Raw genomic sequence first — 16,265 nt, 5'->3', positions numbered from 1 at the left:
ACGGGCCCCACGACGCGACAGGGCCCCCGGACCGGTGGTCCGGGGGCCCTGTGCAGGAGCCGCTGCTAGGCGGTCGCGTGCTGCGTCTGCCGGCTGGCCGACGACGGCTCGGCGGAGCCGCGGGCGTCGAGGTCGCGCAGGTGCGACTCGAGGTAGGAGCGGAAGCGGGTGCGGTACTCGCGCTCGAAGGTCCGCAGCTCCTCGATCTTGCGCTCGAGGTTCTGCCGCTTCTCCTCGAGGGGGCCCATGACCTCGCGGTGCCGGCGCTCGGCGTCCTGGTCGAGGGCGGCGGCCTTGGCGCGCGCCTCGCGCTCCATCGTGTCGGCGCGGGTGCGGGCGTCGTTGACCATCGACTCGGCGCGTTGCCGCGCCTCGTTGACCATCTGCTCGCTCTTGGCGCGGGCCTCGGCGACCAGCCGGTCGCTCTGGGTCTTGGCGCCGTTGACCATCTGGTCGGCCTGGGCCTTGGCCTCGTTGACGTAGCGGTCGGCGGTCTCGGACGCCAGCGCCAGCATCCGGGACGCGCGGGTGGTGTCGTCCTCGCGCGCCGCCGGCGGCGGGACGGGGGCGGGAGCCGGGGCCGGCTCCGGGGCGACCGGCTGGGCGGCGACCCGGCCGGTGCCCGAGCCCGCGCGCAGCTCGTTGTTCTCCTCGATGAGGCGGGCGAGCTCGGCCTCCACCACGTCGAGGAACGCGTCGACCTCGTCCTCGTCGTAGCCACGCTTACCGATCGGCGGCTTCTTGAAGACGACGTTGTGCACGTCGGCTGGCGTGAGTGGCAAGGGGCTCACCTCGGGTCGGACGGCGGATACGGGGTCTGCGGGGTCACGCGCGGTGCGCGCGCACGTCGGTCACGCGGTGAGGGCGAGACCGGACGTGATGCTCCGCAGGATGTAGACGGCGATCAATAAGACCATGAACGCGAGGTCCAGGCGGATGGACCCCAGGTTCAGCGGCGGGATCACCTTCCGGATCGCCTTGAGCGGCGGGTCGGTGGTCGCGTACACGACCTCCAGGCCCGCGGCGACGAAGCCGGACGGGCGCCAGCTGCGCGCCAGCACCATCACCCAGTCCACGACGAAACGCGCGAACAGCAGGATCAGGAAGACGAGCAGGATCGACGACACGATCTGCCAGAAGAGAGCCACTGTCCTCGCTCGTCCCGGGGCACCTGCGGTGCCGTCTCCAACCTGCCCTCCAGCGCCCCGGCCGCGACGGCTCAGGACTCGGGGAAGGACCCGCCCTCGCGGATCCTGGCCTTGTCCTCGGCCGTCACGTCGACGTCCCGCGGGCTGAGCAGGAACACCTTGGCCGTGACGGGCTCGATGCTACCGCGCAGACCGAACACGAGTCCCGCCGCGAAGTCCACCAGTCGCCGCGCGTCGGCGTGGTCGAGCTCGGTCAGGTTCATGATGACCGGGCTGCCCTCGCGGAACGCCTCGCCGATGGCGCGGGCCTCGTTGTAGGTCTTCGGGTGCAGCGCGGTGATCCGGTAGGGCTGCGGCGCGGGCGCCGGCTCCGGCGCGGCGACCGGCTCGCGGGCGGCCAGGCCGGCGGCCGCGCTCCCGGCCCCGCCGCTCACCGAGCCCAGCCGGGCCGGGCCCGACGCGGCGGCCGGGGTCGCGGCGGGGGCCGACGGCGGCTGCTGGGCGAGGCCGAGGCGGGTCGCGCCCGCGCGGCGGAGGGGGGCGGGCTCGGACGCGGGCGCCGCGGCGGCGACACGGGGGCCGGGGCGGTCCTCGTCGGCACGGTCGCCGGCGTGGCGGTCGTCGAAGCGGTCGCCGTCGAGCCGGTCACCGGCGGGACGGCGGCCCTCGTCGGCGCGGTCGCCGGCGTAGGAGTCGTCGAACCGGTCGTAGCGGCGCTCGTCGTAGCGGCCCGAGTCGTACCGGCCGGCGTCGAGCCGCCCGGCGTCCAGCCGCCCGGAGTCGTAGCGGGCGTCGTCGTAGCGCCCCTCGTCGTACCGCCCGTCGTCGTAGCGCCCCTCGTCGTAGCGGCCCTCGTCGTACCGGTCGTGGGGGTCGGACTGGCGGGCGTCGTAGCGTCCGTAGGCGCGGGCGTCGTCGTCCTCGACGAGTCCGAGGTAGATGCCCATCTTCCGCATGGCACCGGCCATCAGACGACCTCCTCCGGGGACCCCGGTGGGACCCCTGTGACTGGTGTGACTCGGGGCGAATGTAGGGGCCGGGGGCCGAACAGCGCGGTTCCGACACGCACGAGCGTGGCGCCGGCCGCGACGGCCTCCTCGAGGTCGCCGCTCATGCCGGCGGACAGCTCCGCGGCGCCGGGGTGGTCGGCCCGCACGCGGCCGGCGAGGGCGGCCAGCCGGGCGAAGGCGGGGCGGGGCTCCTCGTCCCGCGGGGCGACGGCCATGAGGCCGCGCAGCCGCAGTCCGGGCAGGGTCGCGACGGCGTCGGCGAGGGCCGGGACGTCGTCCGGTGCCGCACCGCCGCGCTCGGCGATCTCCCCCGCCGCGCCGCCGAGGTCCACCTGCACGAAGACCTCGACCGGCCGGCCGGCCTCCTCCCCCGCCCGGGCCAGCGCCCGGGCCAGCGGCAGCCGGTCGACGGAGTGGACGACGGCGCCGGTGCGGACGACGGCAGCGGCCTTGTTGCGCTGCAGCTGGCCGACGAAGTGCCACTCCAGCGGCAGGTCGGCGAGGTCCGCCACCTTGGCCGTGAGCTCCTGCGCGCGGTTCTCGCCGAACGCCGCCTGGCCGAGCGCGGCGAGCTCGCGGACGTCGCCGGCCGTCCGCGTCTTGCTGATGGCCACCAGCGCCACCGAGCCGGGGTCGCGCCCGGCGGCGCGGGCGGCGGCGGCGATGCGCTCGCGGACGGCGCGCAGGCGGTCGGCCGGGGAGGTCATGGAGTGATCCTCCCGCGCGGGCGTGGCCGCTAGCCGAGCCACGTGACGCCGGCCTGGCGGCCGGTGACGCCGTCGCGGCGGTGGCTGAACAGCCGCCGGTCCTCGACGGTGCAGCGCGGGTCGTGCACCACCTGGGCCAGGCCCGCGCGGCCGAGCAGCTCGGCGAGCCCGGCGCGCAGGTCGAGCCCGGGCGTGCCCGTCCGGGTGCGGACGGTGGCCGCGGGCGCCACCCGGGCCACCTGGGCCTGCATCTCCCGGGGGACCTCGTAGCAGGCGCCGCAGACGGCCGGACCGAGCAGCGCGGTGGTGTCGGCCGGGCGGCTGCCCAGCCGGGCCATGGCCGCCAGGGTGGCCGGGACGACGCCCTGCCGGACCCCCTCCCGGCCGGCGTGGACGGCGGCGACCACGCCGGCGACCGGGTCGGCCAGCAGCACCGGCACGCAGTCGGCGACCAGCACGCACAGCACCAGGCCGGGGGTGCGGGTCACCAGGGCGTCGGTCGCCGGCAGCGGCCGCCCGGCCGGGCCGTCGACGACCGCGACGCCGGTGCCGTGGACCTGGTCCATCCACACCAGCCGGTCGCCGGGCACGCCGAGCTCGCGGGCGAGCCGCTCCCGGTTGGCGGCGACGTCGGCCGGGTCGTCGCCGACGTGGCCGCCGAGGTTGAAGGAGTCGTAGGGCGCACGCGAGCGGCCGCCCCGCCGGTCGGTGACCACCCGTCGGGGGCGCACCGCCGGCGGACGCAGGACCCCCTCGCCCCCCACCGCCCGCGTGCTCGCGGCGGGCCCCGGCGAGGGGGCCGAGGAGTCGGAGCCCTCCGTCACTGGCGGAGGAACTCCGGGATGTCGAGCTCCTCCTCGAAGTCCTCGTTGCCCAGCGGCCGGCGGCCCGCGGCGGCCGCCGCGCCGTTCTGCACCGGCGGCAGCGGCGGGACGGTGATCCCGCCGCCGGCCGGCGGGGCCGGGCGGACCGGCGCCGGGCTGACCGGCGCCGGGGCGGCCACGGGCGCCGGCGGGACCAGGCGCTCCCCCGTCGCGCGCGGCGCGGCCGGGGCCACCGGCGGCGGGCTGCCGCCGAAGCGGCTCGGCGCGGGCGGGGCCGCCGGGGCCGACGCGGGAGCGGCCGCGACGGCCGCGTCCTTGCGGGCGGAGGGCCGGCCGCCGTCGAAGCCCGCGGCGATGACGGTCACGCGGACCTCGTCGCCCAGGGCGTCGTCGATGACCGCACCGAAGATGATGTTGGCGTCGGCGTGCGCGGCGTCCGACACCAGCGAGGCGGCCTCGTTGATCTCGAACAGGCCGAGGTCCGAGCCGCCGGAGATCGACAGCAGGACGCCGTGGGCGCCCTCCATCGAGGCCTCCAGGAGCGGGCTGGCGATCGCCTGCTCGGCGGCCAGCAGCGCGCGGTTGTCACCGCGGGCGCTGCCGATGCCCATGAGGGCCGAGCCGGCGCCGGACATGACGGACTTGACGTCGGCGAAGTCGAGGTTGATCAGGCCGGGGGTGGTGATCAGGTCGGTGATGCCCTGGACACCGGAGAGCAGCACCTGGTCGGCGGTGCGGAAGGCGTCCATCACGCTGACGTTGCGGTCGCCGAGCTGCAGCAGCCGGTCGTTGGGGATGACGATGAGCGTGTCGCACTCGTTGCGCAGCTCCTCGATCCCGGACTCGGCCTGGACCGCGCGGCGCTTGCCCTCGAAGGAGAACGGCCGGGTGACCACGCCGATGGTGAGCGCGCCGAGCTTGCGGGCGATCGAGGCCACGACGGGGGCGCCGCCGGTGCCGGTGCCGCCGCCCTCGCCGGCGGTCACGAAGACCATGTCGGCGCCCTTGAGCACCTCCTCGATCTCCTCGCGGTGGTCCTCGGCGGCCTGGCGGCCGACGTCGGGCTGCGCGCCGGCGCCGAGGCCGCGGGTGAGCTCGCGGCCGACGTCGAGCTTGACGTCGGCGTCGCTCATCAGCAGCGCCTGGGCGTCGGTGTTGATGGCGATGAACTCCACCCCCTTCAGACCGACCTCGATCATCCGGTTGACCGCGTTCACACCGCCGCCGCCGATGCCGACGACCTTGATGACCGCGAGGTAGTTGTGCGGAGGTGTCATGTGGGGCTCCCGACCTCGACCCTCATCCTCAAGTACAGACTTAGTGTTATGTCAACTGGGTCGACGCGGACGAAGTTAGGTGGGCCGCGTCGGGCCCTACAAGCACCCTCCCCGGCCCGGCGTGTCGCCACGTCGACACCCCACCGTCACCTGGCGACCCCGGTGTCACAACTGCACCACGGTCGGTGACGACCCGCCTGCCTCAGCCCTCATCCCCGGGTCGAGACCCGAGATCACGGGAAGGCGGGGACGAATCGGATCCGTGCAGCGTGTCGGGCGTGTCGCCGGGGTGGGCGTGTCGGCGGCGCGCCGCGCCGGCGGCGGTCCGCACCCGGACGGACACGCTGCGCGAGGAGGTCAGCGCAGGACGACGGCGCGCGGTGAGCTGACGTCGATCGTCGTCGCCGGCTCCAGCGCGCCGGACGCGACCTGGTCCAGCAGCGCGACCAGCGCCGCGGCCTTGTCGCCCGCGCCGTCGGCACCGCCCCAGACGACGGTGGTGCCGTCGCCGAGGGTGAGGGTCACGTCCTCGCCGGTGGTCGCCCGCGCGCCGGTGACCCGCCCGCGGACGTCGGCCGGCAGCGACACGAGCGCGCCGAGCGCGGCGCGGGTGGCCGCGTCGTCCGGTCCGGGCGCGGACACGTCGAGCGGGACGACGCCGTCGGGGACCTCGCCGGTGACGGTGTCGAACAACACGCCGTCGCGGTCGACCAGCGAGCGCGTGCCGGCCTGCTCGACGACGGCGACCGGCCGCCGCTCGACCACGGTGACGACGACGCTGCGCGGCCAGCCGCGGGTGACCGTGACGTCGGCCACCTGCGGCAGGCGGGCCACCCGCGCGGCGGCGGCGTCGGTGTCGACCCGCAGCAGCGGCGTGCCCTCCGCGACGGCGGCGGCGGTGCGCACCTGCTCGGCGGTGAGCGTCGTGGCGCCGTCGACGCGGACGGCCCGGACGGCCAGCAGCGGGCTCGCCCACACCGCCCACCCCGCCGCGGCGACGAGCACGACGGCGACCGCGGCTCCCACGATGCGGCGCCGGCGCCGGTCGGCCGGGCTGTCCCGCCGCCGGCGCCGGCGGCGGGCCGGCCGGGCGACCTCGGCCGGGACACCGCGTTCCCGGTCGGCGGTCGTCAGGCCGGTGCGGCTCACCGCGCCGCACCCTCCGCGCCGGCGGCCCCGCCGCCGAGGGCGGTGAGCACCTCGGGGCCGAGCATCGAGACGTTGCCGGCGCCCATGGTGATGACCACGTCTCCGGGGCGGGCGCGGCCGGCCAGCGCCGGGGCGGCCGCCGACCAGGACGGCTCGAAGGCGACCCGGTCCGGCGGCAGCGGCACGGCGTCGGCGACGAGCGCCCCGGTGACGCCGGGCACCGGGTCCTCCCGGGCGCCGTAGACGTCCATCACCACCACCTCGTCGGCCAGGCCCAGGGCCTCGCCGAAGGCGCCTGCGAACTCGCGGGTGCGGCTGTACAGGTGCGGCTGGAACGCGACGACGACCCGCCCCTCCCCCGCCACCGCGCGGGCGGCGTGCAGCTGGGCGGTCACCTCGGTCGGGTGGTGGGCGTAGTCGTCGTAGACCCGGACGCCCGCGGCCACGCCCTTGAGCTCGAACCGGCGGTGCACCCCGCCGAAGCGCTCGAGCCCGGTGACCAGCCCGTCGGCGGGCAGGCCGAGCTCGAGGCCGGCCAGCAGCGCGGCGGCGCTGTTGCGGGCCATGTGCGCGCCGGGCACCCGGATCCGGACCCGGCCGAGCACCGCGCCGTCGAGGACGGCGGTCCAGCTCGTGGCGTCGGGACCGACGTCGAGGTCGACGATCCGCAGGTCGGCGTCCTCGGCGGTGCCGTAGGTGCGCACCCGGGCCGGCGTCGGGACGCCGCGCAGCCGGGCGGAGCCGGGGTCGTCGGCGCAGAGGACGACGAACCCGGCGGGGTCCACGGTGCCGAGGAACCGGTCGAAGGCCGCCTCGACGGCGGCGAGGTCGCCGTAGTTGTCCAGGTGGTCGGCCTCGACGTTGGTGACGATCGCGCCGTGCGGGGCCAGCAGCAGGAACGAGCGGTCGCTCTCGTCGGCCTCGGCGACGAAGACGTCGCCCTCCCCCGCGTGCGCGTTGCTGCCCGACTCGTTGAGCGTGCCGCCGATGGCGAACGACGCGTCGACGCCGCAGGCCTGCACCGCGACGGTGAGCATCGAGGTGGTCGAGGTCTTGCCGTGGGTGCCGGCGACGGCGACGCTGCGCCGCCCCGCCATCACCGCGGCGAGCGCCACCGCGCGCGGCAGCACGGGCAGCCCCCGCGCCCGCGCCGCGGCCAGCTCCGGGTTGTCCTCCCGGATCGCCGAGGAGACGACGACGCTGTCGGCGGCACCGAGGTGGGCCGCGTCGTGCCCGACCTCCACCCGGGCGCCGAGGGCCCGCAGCGCCATCAGGGTGGGGGTGTCGCGCCGGTCGCTGCCGGAGACCGGCACCCCGCGGGCCAGCAGGATGCGGGCGATGCCGCTCATGCCGGCGCCGCCGATGCCGATGAAGTGCACCGCGCCGAGCTCCCCCGGGGAGGGCACCGGCGCGGTCCACGCGGCGGTCGCGTCAGCGGTCACCGGTCGCCACCTCCAGGACGATGTCGGCCAGCCGCTCGTCGGCGTCGGGCACCCCGGCCGCGGCGGCGTGCGCGGCGTACCCGGACAGCGCGGCGGGGTCGGTGAGCAGGGGCAGCAGGGTCGCCTCGATCCAGGCGGGCGAGAGGTCGGCGTCGTCGACCAGGAGCCCGCCGCCGGCCTCGACCACCGGCAGCGCGTTGCGCCGCTGCTCGCCGTTGCCGATGGGCAGCGGCACGAACGCCGCGGGCAGCCCGACCGCGGACAGCTCGGCCACGGTCACCGCGCCCGAGCGGCACAGCGCCAGGTCGGCGGCGGCGTAGGCCAGGTCCATCCGCTCGAGGTAGTCCACGACGACGTACGGCGCGGCACCCGCCGGCCGCGGCGGCACCGCGACGTCGGTGTTCTTGGGGCCGCGGGCGTGCAGCACCTGCACCCCGGCGGCGGTGAGCGCGTCGGCCGCGGCGACCGCCGCCCGGTTGAGCGAGGCCGCGCCCTGCGAGCCGCCGAACACCAGCAGCGTGGGCCGGTCGGCGTCCAGGCCGAAGGCGGCGCGCGCCTCGGCGCGGCGGGCGGCGCGGTCCAGGCCGCTGATCGCCGTCCGCAGCGGCATGCCGACGTGCTCGCCGCGGTGCAGCGGCGTGCCGGGCACGGTCACCGCCACACGGGCGGCGATCCGCGCGCCGATCCGGTTGGCCAGCCCGGGCAGCGCGTTCTGCTCGTGCACGACCACCGGGACGCCGGCCCGCCGCGCGGCCAGGTAGGCCGGCAGTGCGACGTACCCGCCGAACCCGACGACGACGTCGGCGGCGAGCTCGTCGAGCAGCGCGCGGGTGTCCCGGACCGAGCGGCGCACCCGGCCGGGCACGCGCAGCAGGTCCAGCGTGGGCTTGCGCGGGAGCGGGACCGGCGGGATCAGCCGCAGGTCGTAGCCGCGCGCGGGCACCAGCCGGGTCTCCATGCCGCGGGCGGTCCCCAGGCAGGTGATCCGCAGGCCGGGGTCCCGCCGCCGCAGGGCGTCGGCGAGCGCCAGCATCGGCTCGATGTGGCCGCCGGTGCCGCCGCCGGCGAGGACGACCGACAGCGCGCTCACCGGGACCGCCCCGGGCGGTCGGCCGGACGCACGGGGCCGCGGTCGGCGGGCCGGGCCGGCGCGCGGTCCCGGTCGGGACGGCGGGCCGCCGGGGGCGGCACCCGGCGCTCGGCCGGGCGGCCCTCGGCGGGCCGCCCGTCGGTGGGCCGGCGCACCGGGTGGGCCTCCACCGGACGGCGGGGCACGGGGCGGGGCGCGCGCCCGGGGCGGGACCGGGGCGGCCGGACCGGGTCGACGGCGTGGGCGGGGACGGGCAGGAGCCAGCGGGCCAGGCGGCCGCGCGGGGTGCGGCGCAGGTGCTCGATGGCGTCGGGCTCGGATCGGGCGAAGCGGATGAGGAGTCCCACGATGAAGAGGGTGAGCACCAGCGAGGTGCCACCGGCGGAGACCAGCGGCAGGGTGACCCCGGTGACCGGGAGCAGGCCCACCACGTAGCCCATGTTCAGGGCCGCCTGGCCGACCAGCCAGACGGTGATCGCCACGCTGGCCAGCGACACGAAGCGGTCGGTGGCGCGGCGGGCGATGCGGAAGCCGGCGTAGGCCAGCACCGCGTAGAGGGTGATCACGACCAGGCAGCCGAGGAAGCCGAGCTCCTCGCCGATGATCGCGAAGATGTAGTCCGACTCGGCCTCGGGCAGCAGGTTCCACTTCATGGCGCTATTGCCCAGGCCCACGCCCCACAGGCCGCCGTTGGCCAGCGCGTAGAAGCCGCGGATGGCCTGGAAGCCGGTGTCGGTGGGGTCGTCGAAGGGGTGGAGGAAGGCGGTGATCCGCTCCATCCGGTACGGCTCGGCCATGACCATGAGCACCACGCCGGTGACCACGGTCGCGCCGCCGACCGCCCACAGCCGCCAGGGCAGGCCGCCGGCGTAGAGCAGGCCCGAGACCACGAGCAGCAGGCTGATCACGGCCCCGAAGTCCGGCTCGAGCATGAGGAGCAGGGACAGCAGGACGAACACCGGCAGCAGCGGGAGCAGCAGCGTCTTGACCGTCAGGTGCCGCCCGTGGACGGCGAGCACGTGCGCCCCCCACAGGGAGACGACGAGCTTGGACAGCTCGGAGGGCTGGAAGTCGGTGAACCCGAGGCTGATCCAGGCCCGCGAGCCGTTGTACTCCACGCCGATGCCCGGGACCAGCACCGCCACCAGCAGGACGACGACGACCAGCAGCGCGATCGGCGACCAGCGCCGCACCAGCCCGGCGGGCAGCCGCACCGCGACGCCGAGGGCGACCAGGCCGAGTGCGGCGAACAGCAGCTGGTCCACGCCCGGGCGCCAGGCCGGCTGGTCGGCCAGCGCCGCCTCGATCGCCGAGGCGGAGAAGACCATGACCAGCCCGATGGCCAGCAGCAGCCCGGCCGCGCCGATCACCAGGTGGCAGCTGGTCATCGGCCCGTCGAGCCAGGCCGGCCCGCGCAGCCGAGGGCGAGCCGCGGCCGCGGGTGCCCGGCGGGCCGTGCGGCGGGGGCGCGTGGACTCGCTCCGGCCGTCCATCCCGCCATCGTCGCCGCTGCGCCCGCGCAGCAGGAGCACCGACGGGGCGTGTCGCGTCCGGTCGCCGCGGACCGGACCCCTCCGCGGCCCTGCGCTCACAGCCCGGTGATGGAGAGCCAGTCGGCGTAGAACAGGCCCAGCCCGAAGGCCACGGCCATCCCGGTGACCAGCCAGAACCGCACGATCACGGTGTTCTCCGCCCACCCGGCGAGCTCGAAGTGGTGGTGCAGGGGGGCCATGCGGAACACCCGCCGCCGGGTGGCGCGGAAGAAGGCCACCTGGATGACCACCGACAGCGTCACCGCGACGAACAGGCCGCCGAGGACGATGAGCAGCAGCTCGGTGCGGGTGACCACGGCCAGCCCCGCGAGCAGGCCGCCGAGGGCCAGCGACCCGGTGTCGCCCATGAAGATCCGCGCCGGGCTGGTGTTCCACCACAGGAAGCCCAGGCACGCGCCGAGCCCGGCGGCGGCGACCAGCGTGACGTCGAGCGGGTCGCGCACCTCGTAGCAGCCGGCGGCCAGCGCGCCGGAGCAGTCGTGGGTGAACTGCCAGAACGAGATGACCGTGTAGGCGCCGCAGACCATCGCCGAGCAGCCGGCCGCCAGCCCGTCCAGCCCGTCGGTCAGGTTCACCGCGTTGGAGAACCCGGCGATGAACAGGTAGGCGAGGATCACGAAGCCGACCGAGCCGAGGAACAGCGGGTCGATGTCGCGGACGAAGGAGACGAACTCCGACGCCGGGGTGACCCCGGCCTCGTCCGGGAAGTTGATCGCGAGCACCGCGAACGCGACGCCCACCACCAGCTGGCCGACCAGCTTCGAGGTCTTGTTCAGCCCGAGGCTGCGCCGGAAGCGGATCTTGAGGTAGTCGTCGAGGAACCCGACGGTGCCCAGGCCCACCATGAGGAACAGCACCAGCAGGCCGCTGGCGGTCACCCCCCGGTTGGGCTGCCCGACGAGGAACAGGTGGGAGATCAGGTAGCCGCCCACCGTGGCCCCGACGATGACGGTGCCGCCCATGGTGGGCGTGCCCTTCTTCGACAGGTGGCTCTCGGGGCCGTCGTCGCGGATCTCCTGCCCGAACCCGCGCCGGCGGAAGGCCCGCACCGCCAGCGGGGTGCACAGGATCGAGATGAACAGCCCGAAGGCCGCGGCGATGAGGACGGACTTCACGCGCCTGCCCCGGCGGTCAGCAGGCCGTCGGCCAGGACCTCCAGCCCGTGGGCCCGGCTGGCCTTCACCAGCACGACGTCACCGGGCACCAGCACCTCCGAGAGCAGGTCGAGAGCGGCCGCTCGGTCGGGCACGGACGCGACCTGCGTCCCGTGGCCCTCCCCGTGGTAGGCACCGGCGGCCGTGGCACCCGACACCATCCCTACCGCATCGGGTCCGACGGCGACGAGCAGGTCGACCCCTGCGGCGACCGCGTCGCGGCCCAGGCGCTCGTGCTCGGCCTCGGCGTCGGGGCCGAGCTCGGCCATCCCGCCGAGGACGGCGACCCGCCGGGTCGCGGGCAGCCCGGCGAGCGCGGCCAGCGCGGCGCGCATCGACTCGGGGTTGGCGTTGTAGGCGTCGTTGACGACGGTCACGCCGTCGCCGCGGCGGGTGACCTCCATGCGCCAGCGGCTGCGCGGCTCCGCGGCCGACAGCGCCCGCGCGACGGCGGCGGGGGTCATGCCGGCGGCGAGCGCGGCGGCCGCGGCCGACAGCGCGTTGGCCACCTGGTGCTCGCCCACCACCTGCAGCGCGACCGGGTGCTCCTCGCCCCCGGCGACGAGGGTGAAGCGGGCGCGGGCGGCGTCGTCGAGGGTGACCTCGGCGGCGCGGACGTCGGCGCCGGCGGACCGGCCGGTGGTGATCACCCGGGCGCGGGTGCGCGGCGCCATGCCGGCGACCCGCGCGTCGTCGGCGTTCAGGACGGCGGTGCCGGTCTCCGCCAGCGCCTCCACCAGCTCGCCCTTGGCCCGGGCGATGGCGTCGGCCGAGCCGAACTCGCCGAGGTGGGCCGAGCCGACGTTGAGCACCACGCCGACGTCGGGCCGGGCGACCGCGCACAGCCGGGCGATGTGCCCGACGCCGCGCGCGCCCATCTCCAGCACCAGGTGGCGGGTGCCCTCGTCGGCGGACAGCACGGTCAGCGGCAGGCCGATGTCGTTGTTGAACGAGCCGGGCGGGCTGACCGTCGGTCCGGCGGCGGCGAGCACCTGGCCGAGCAGGTCCTTGGTGGAGGTCTTGCCCGAGGAGCCGGTGATGCCGAGCGTGAGCAGCCCGCCCGCCGCCAGCCGGGCGTGCACCGCGGCGGCCAGCCGGCCCAGGGCGTCCACGGTGTCGTCGACGACCAGCGCCGGCAGCGGCCCGCCGGGGCGGGTGGTCAGCGCGGCGGCGGCGCCGGCGGCGGCCGCGGCGTCGAGGAACTCATGCCCGTCGACCCGTTCGCCGGTGACCGCGACGAACAGGTCGCCGGGGGCGACGGTGCGGGAGTCGAGGGTGACGCCGGTGACGGTGGCGGCCGGGTCGGCGGCGGGCGTGAGCGTGGCGCCGACGGCCTCCGCGACCTCGGCGAGGGTCAGGGCGATCACCGGCGGGCCGCCCCGGCGGCCGCCGCGGTGAGGACCTCGCGCAGCACGGCGCGGTCGTCGAACGGCGTCACGGTGCCGGCGACCTCCTGACCCGTCTCGTGTCCCTTGCCGGCGACCAGGACGGTGTCCCCCGGCCGGGCCAGCTCCACCGCACGGGCGATGGCCGCCCGGCGGTCGCCGATCTCCTCCACGCTGCCGCGCCGCTCCGCCGGCACGCCGGACAGGACGGCGGCGCGGATGGCGGCCGGGTCCTCCGAGCGCGGGTTGTCGTCGGTGACGACCAGGTGGTCGCTGCCGAGCGCCGCGGCGGCGCCCATGGCGGGCCGCTTGCCGGGGTCGCGGTCGCCGCCACAGCCGAGCACGGTCACCAGCCTGCCGGTCGTGGCGCCGCGCAGCGCGGCGAGGGCCGAGGCGACGGCGTCGGGGGTGTGGGCGTAGTCGACGACCGCGGTGAACGGCTGGCCGGCGTCGACCGGCTCCATCCGCCCGGGGACGACGGCGGTGGCGATCCCCTCGAGCGCGGCCGCCACCGGCACGCCGACGGCGTCGAGCAGCGCGACGGCGAGCGCGGCGTTGGTGACGTTGAACCGGCCGGGCAGCCGCACGCGGGCGGGCCAGGTGCCGCCGGGGCCGGTGAGGGTGAACGCCGAGCCGCCGTCGGGGGCCGGCGCGACGCCGGTGGCGGTCCAGTCGGCCGGGGCGCCCTCGGCCGAGACGGTGACCGCGCGCCCGCCGAGCATCCCGGCCAGCCGGCGGCCGTGCCCGTCGTCGACGACGACGACCTCACGGGCGGCGCGGCCGTCGAACAGCAGCGCCTTCGCCTGGAAGTAGTCCTCGAGGTCGCGGTGGAAGTCGAGGTGGTCCTGGCTGAGGTTGGTGAACCCGGCGGCGGCGAACGGGACGCCGCCGACCCGGCCCTGCACCAGCGCGTGGCTGGAGACCTCCATGACCACGGTGTCGACGCCGGACTCGGCCATGGTGGCGAGCAGCGCGTGCAGCACGGGTGCCTCGGGCGTGGTGCGGACGCTGGGGAAGGCGGTCTCGGCGCCGCGGGCGCGGGTGCGGGTCTGCACGGTGCCGATCAGCCCGGTGCCGCGCCCGGCGGCGGCCAGGCCCGCCTCGACCAGGTACGCCGTCGTCGTCTTGCCGTTGGTGCCGGTGATGCCCACGACCGGCAGCCGGCGGGCCGGCTCGCCGTAGACGCGCGCGGCGACGTCGCCGAGCAGCGCGCGCGGCGCGTCGACGACGCACACCGGCAGGCCCGTGGCGACCGCCTGCTCGCGGCCGGTGGGGTCGGTGAGGACGGCGACCGCGCCGCGGTCGGCGGCGTCGGCGGCGAAGCGGGCGCCGTGCGTGCGGGCGCCGGGCAGCGCGGCGTAGAGGTCGCCGGGCCGCACCTCGGTCGTGGCCAGGGTCACGCCGCGCACCGGCGTGGCGGGGTCGCCCTGCACGGGGTCGCCGACGAGGTCGCGCAGCGCGCTGAGAGCGAGCGGGCGGGTCCCCGCTGGCCGGGGCACCGACCCGGTTCCGGTCGGGCTCACGTCTGGCCAATCTACCGTCGGCACCCGCCCGCCCCGCGCACCCGCAGGGGCTCGGCGCTGCGCGACTAGTCGCCCGCGGGGCCGCCGGTCGCGGCCTCGGCGAGGTCCTCGCCGGTGAGCGCGAAGTCCGGGCGCGGCGTCCCCGACGGCACCACGCCGCGCTCGGTGAGCACGTAGCGCATGACGTCGGCGAACACGGGCGCGGCGACCTGACCGCCCTCGGCGGAGCTGCTGGGCCGCTCGAGGTCGACGGCGACGACGTACTGCGGGTCGTCGGCGGGGGCGAACCCGACGAACGTCGTCACGTAGCCGCCGCCCGCGTAGCAGCCGCACTCGGGGTTGGCCCGCTGCGCCGTCCCGGTCTTGCCGGCCACCCGGTAGCCCTCGACCTCGCCCAGCGGCGCGGTGCCTCCCGGGCCGACGACGGCCTCGAGCATGTAGGCGAGGTCGTCGGCGGTGGCCTCGCTGACCACCCGGGTGGGCTCGGGCGCGTCCGGCGTCGACGTCGTCCCGTCCGGCGCGGTCACCGAGGCCACCACCCGCGGGGCGACGCGGACGCCGCCGTTGGCGATGGTCTGGAAGACCGAGGCCATCTGCAGCGTCGTCACCGACACGCCCTGGCCGATGGCGATGTTGGCCGCCCGGCTGGCCTCCCACTCGTCGGAGTCCGCGAGCAGGCCGCCGCTCTCGCCGGGCAGCTCGACGCCGGTCTCCTCCCCCACGCCGAAGGCGCGCAGGTAGCGCTCGAGCGTGGCGTCGCCGACCTCGCGGGCCAGCATGATCGTCCCGACGTTGCTGGACTTGGCGAGGATGCCGGTCACCGTCCAGTCGACCGGGGCGTGGTCGTGGGCGTCGGTGACGACGGCGTCGCCGGCCTGGATGTGGCCGTTGACGTTCAGCACGCGGTCCGGGGTGGCCTTGCCCTCCTCGATCGCGGCGGCCATGGTCACCGCCTTCATCACCGAGCCCGGCTCGAAGATGCTGGTCACCGCGGGGTTGCCCAGCAGCTCCGGGTCGGTGCTGCTCGCCTGGGCGGGGTCGTAGCCGGGGCAGGAGCCCATCGCGACCACCTGGCCGGTGTGCACGTCGAGCACCACGGCCGAGGCGCGGGTGGTCGCGCCGTCGGAGCAGGCCTCCGCCAGCCGCTGCTCGGTCGTGAACTGGACGTCCTGGTCGACGGTCAGCTCGACGGTGCTGCCGTCGGTGGCCGGCGTGGACTCGTCGATGCCCGAGGGGATCGGGTGGCCGCCGCTGCCGACCTCGACCCGCCGCATGCCGTCGGTGCCGCCGAGCTCGTCCTGGAACTGCAGCTCGATGCCGGCCAGGCCGTCGCCGTCGCGGCCGACGAAGCCGACGACCTGGCCGCCCACGGCCCCGGTCGGGTACAGCCGCACCGGGTCGTCCTCGAAGACGATCCCGGCCAGCCCCAGGGCGTCGATGGCGTCGACGGTCTCCGGCGAGACCTGGCGGGCGAGGACGACGTAGCGGCCGTCGCGGGTGAGCAGCTCGGTGAGCTCGGGCACCGGCACGTCGAGCAGGGCGGTGAGCGCCAGCGCGGTCCGCTCGGGGTCCTCCACCACGGTGGGGTCGGCGACGACGCGGGAGGCGTCGACGGTGTAGGCGAACGGCTGGCCGTTGCGGTCGACGATCGCGCCGCGCAGGGCGGAGATCGGGTACTCGGCGAGCCGGTCCTGCTCGGCGGCGTTGGCGTAGGCGGCGCCGTCGACGCCCTGCAGCAGCACCAGTTTGCCGGTGACGAACAGCAGCGGGACGACGACGAGCACCAGCCCCCACCGCAGCCGCTTGGCGCCCATGCGCAGCGGCCGGCCGACCCGGCGGCTGCCCGGGGCGCGCCGCGGCACGAACGCGCCGGAGCGGGGCAGCGGCTCGCGCGGGCCGCCAGGGCCGCCGGCGCGCGGGACGGGACGGGGCACCCCGCCGCGGGCGGCGGTGCGGGGCGGGGTGCGGCGGGCGGGCTCGGGGCCGCGGGCGGGCGGGGCCAC

The 16,265-nt window shown here is 76.8% G+C and carries 14 protein-coding genes; all 14 read right to left on the bottom strand.

Going from position 1 to position 16,265, the window contains the following annotated elements; all coding sequences use genetic code 11:
* Positions 1 to 65 precede the first annotated feature (65 nt).
* Complete coding sequence (locus ACI796_RS07125) at positions 66 to 791, bottom strand: DivIVA domain-containing protein (RefSeq protein WP_456940535.1); 726 nt, start codon at positions 789 to 791, stop codon at positions 66 to 68.
* Between the two features lie 60 nt (positions 792 to 851).
* Positions 852 to 1,148: a YggT family protein gene (locus ACI796_RS07120; protein WP_073422422.1), complete on the bottom strand. Its 297-nt coding sequence runs from the start codon at positions 1,146 to 1,148 to the stop codon at positions 852 to 854.
* Between the two features lie 71 nt (positions 1,149 to 1,219).
* A complete protein-coding gene (locus tag ACI796_RS07115) occupies positions 1,220 to 2,116 on the bottom strand; it encodes a cell division protein SepF (RefSeq protein WP_456940534.1) in 897 nt (298 codons plus the stop codon).
* Complete coding sequence (locus ACI796_RS07110; protein ID WP_456940533.1) at positions 2,116 to 2,865, bottom strand: YggS family pyridoxal phosphate-dependent enzyme; 750 nt, start codon at positions 2,863 to 2,865, stop codon at positions 2,116 to 2,118. Before ACI796_RS07110 ends, ACI796_RS07115 begins: the two co-directional genes overlap by 1 nt.
* Positions 2,866 to 2,894: 29 nt before the next feature.
* Complete coding sequence (gene pgeF / locus ACI796_RS07105; RefSeq protein WP_456940532.1) at positions 2,895 to 3,596, bottom strand: peptidoglycan editing factor PgeF; 702 nt, start codon at positions 3,594 to 3,596, stop codon at positions 2,895 to 2,897.
* 89 nt (positions 3,597 to 3,685) lie between these two features.
* On the bottom strand, positions 3,686 to 4,966 hold the full coding sequence (gene ftsZ, locus ACI796_RS07100; RefSeq protein WP_456940531.1) for a cell division protein FtsZ: 1,281 nt from the start codon (positions 4,964 to 4,966) through the stop codon (positions 3,686 to 3,688).
* Between the two features lie 357 nt (positions 4,967 to 5,323).
* Positions 5,324 to 6,115: a cell division protein FtsQ/DivIB gene (locus ACI796_RS07095; protein ID WP_456940530.1), complete on the bottom strand. Its 792-nt coding sequence runs from the start codon at positions 6,113 to 6,115 to the stop codon at positions 5,324 to 5,326.
* Entirely contained in the window at positions 6,112 to 7,557 is a 1,446-nt protein-coding gene (gene murC / locus ACI796_RS07090; RefSeq protein ID WP_456940529.1) for a UDP-N-acetylmuramate--L-alanine ligase, read from the bottom strand. The genes ACI796_RS07095 and murC overlap by 4 nt, the downstream gene beginning before the upstream one ends.
* The gene (gene murG / locus ACI796_RS07085) at positions 7,547 to 8,647 is read right to left on the bottom strand and encodes an undecaprenyldiphospho-muramoylpentapeptide beta-N-acetylglucosaminyltransferase (RefSeq protein ID WP_456940528.1); all 1,101 of its coding nucleotides are present in this window, start codon (positions 8,645 to 8,647) and stop codon (positions 7,547 to 7,549) included. The genes murC and murG overlap by 11 nt, the downstream gene beginning before the upstream one ends.
* Positions 8,644 to 10,035 (bottom strand): putative lipid II flippase FtsW, encoded by a 1,392-nt coding sequence (gene ftsW / locus ACI796_RS07080; RefSeq protein WP_456940527.1) that lies wholly within the window; start codon positions 10,033 to 10,035, stop codon positions 8,644 to 8,646. The genes murG and ftsW overlap by 4 nt, the downstream gene beginning before the upstream one ends.
* A 200-nt stretch (positions 10,036 to 10,235) precedes the next feature.
* Positions 10,236 to 11,315 carry a phospho-N-acetylmuramoyl-pentapeptide-transferase gene (mraY, locus tag ACI796_RS07075; protein ID WP_456940526.1) on the bottom strand — a complete coding sequence of 360 codons (1,080 nt, stop codon included), beginning with the start codon at positions 11,313 to 11,315 and terminating at the stop codon, positions 10,236 to 10,238.
* The gene (locus tag ACI796_RS07070) at positions 11,312 to 12,721 is read right to left on the bottom strand and encodes a UDP-N-acetylmuramoyl-tripeptide--D-alanyl-D-alanine ligase (RefSeq protein ID WP_456940525.1); all 1,410 of its coding nucleotides are present in this window, start codon (positions 12,719 to 12,721) and stop codon (positions 11,312 to 11,314) included. The genes mraY and ACI796_RS07070 overlap by 4 nt, the downstream gene beginning before the upstream one ends.
* Positions 12,718 to 14,262 (bottom strand): UDP-N-acetylmuramoyl-L-alanyl-D-glutamate--2,6-diaminopimelate ligase, encoded by a 1,545-nt coding sequence (locus ACI796_RS07065; protein WP_456940524.1) that lies wholly within the window; start codon positions 14,260 to 14,262, stop codon positions 12,718 to 12,720. Before ACI796_RS07065 ends, ACI796_RS07070 begins: the two co-directional genes overlap by 4 nt.
* Before the next feature lie 65 nt (positions 14,263 to 14,327).
* Entirely contained in the window at positions 14,328 to 16,265 is a 1,938-nt protein-coding gene (locus ACI796_RS07060) for a peptidoglycan D,D-transpeptidase FtsI family protein (RefSeq protein ID WP_456940523.1), read from the bottom strand.

Source organism: Geodermatophilus sp. SYSU D00525 (genome assembly GCF_054050475.1).
This window is presented reverse-complemented; position numbering and strand designations above follow the sequence as displayed.

Bases quoted from the DNA above. Each gene is read 5' to 3' on its own strand.
- ACI796_RS07115 (WP_456940534.1), bottom strand. From the start codon at position 2,116: ATGGCCGGTGCCATGCGGAAGATGGGCATCTACCTCGGACTCGTCGAG.
- ftsZ (WP_456940531.1), bottom strand. From the start codon at position 4,966: ATGACACCTCCGCACAACTACCTCGCGGTCATCAAGGTCGTCGGCATC.
- ACI796_RS07110 (WP_456940533.1), bottom strand. From the start codon at position 2,865: ATGACCTCCCCGGCCGACCGCCTGCGCGCCGTCCGCGAGCGCATCGCC.
- ftsW (WP_456940527.1), bottom strand. From the start codon at position 10,035: ATGACCAGCTGCCACCTGGTGATCGGCGCGGCCGGGCTGCTGCTGGCC.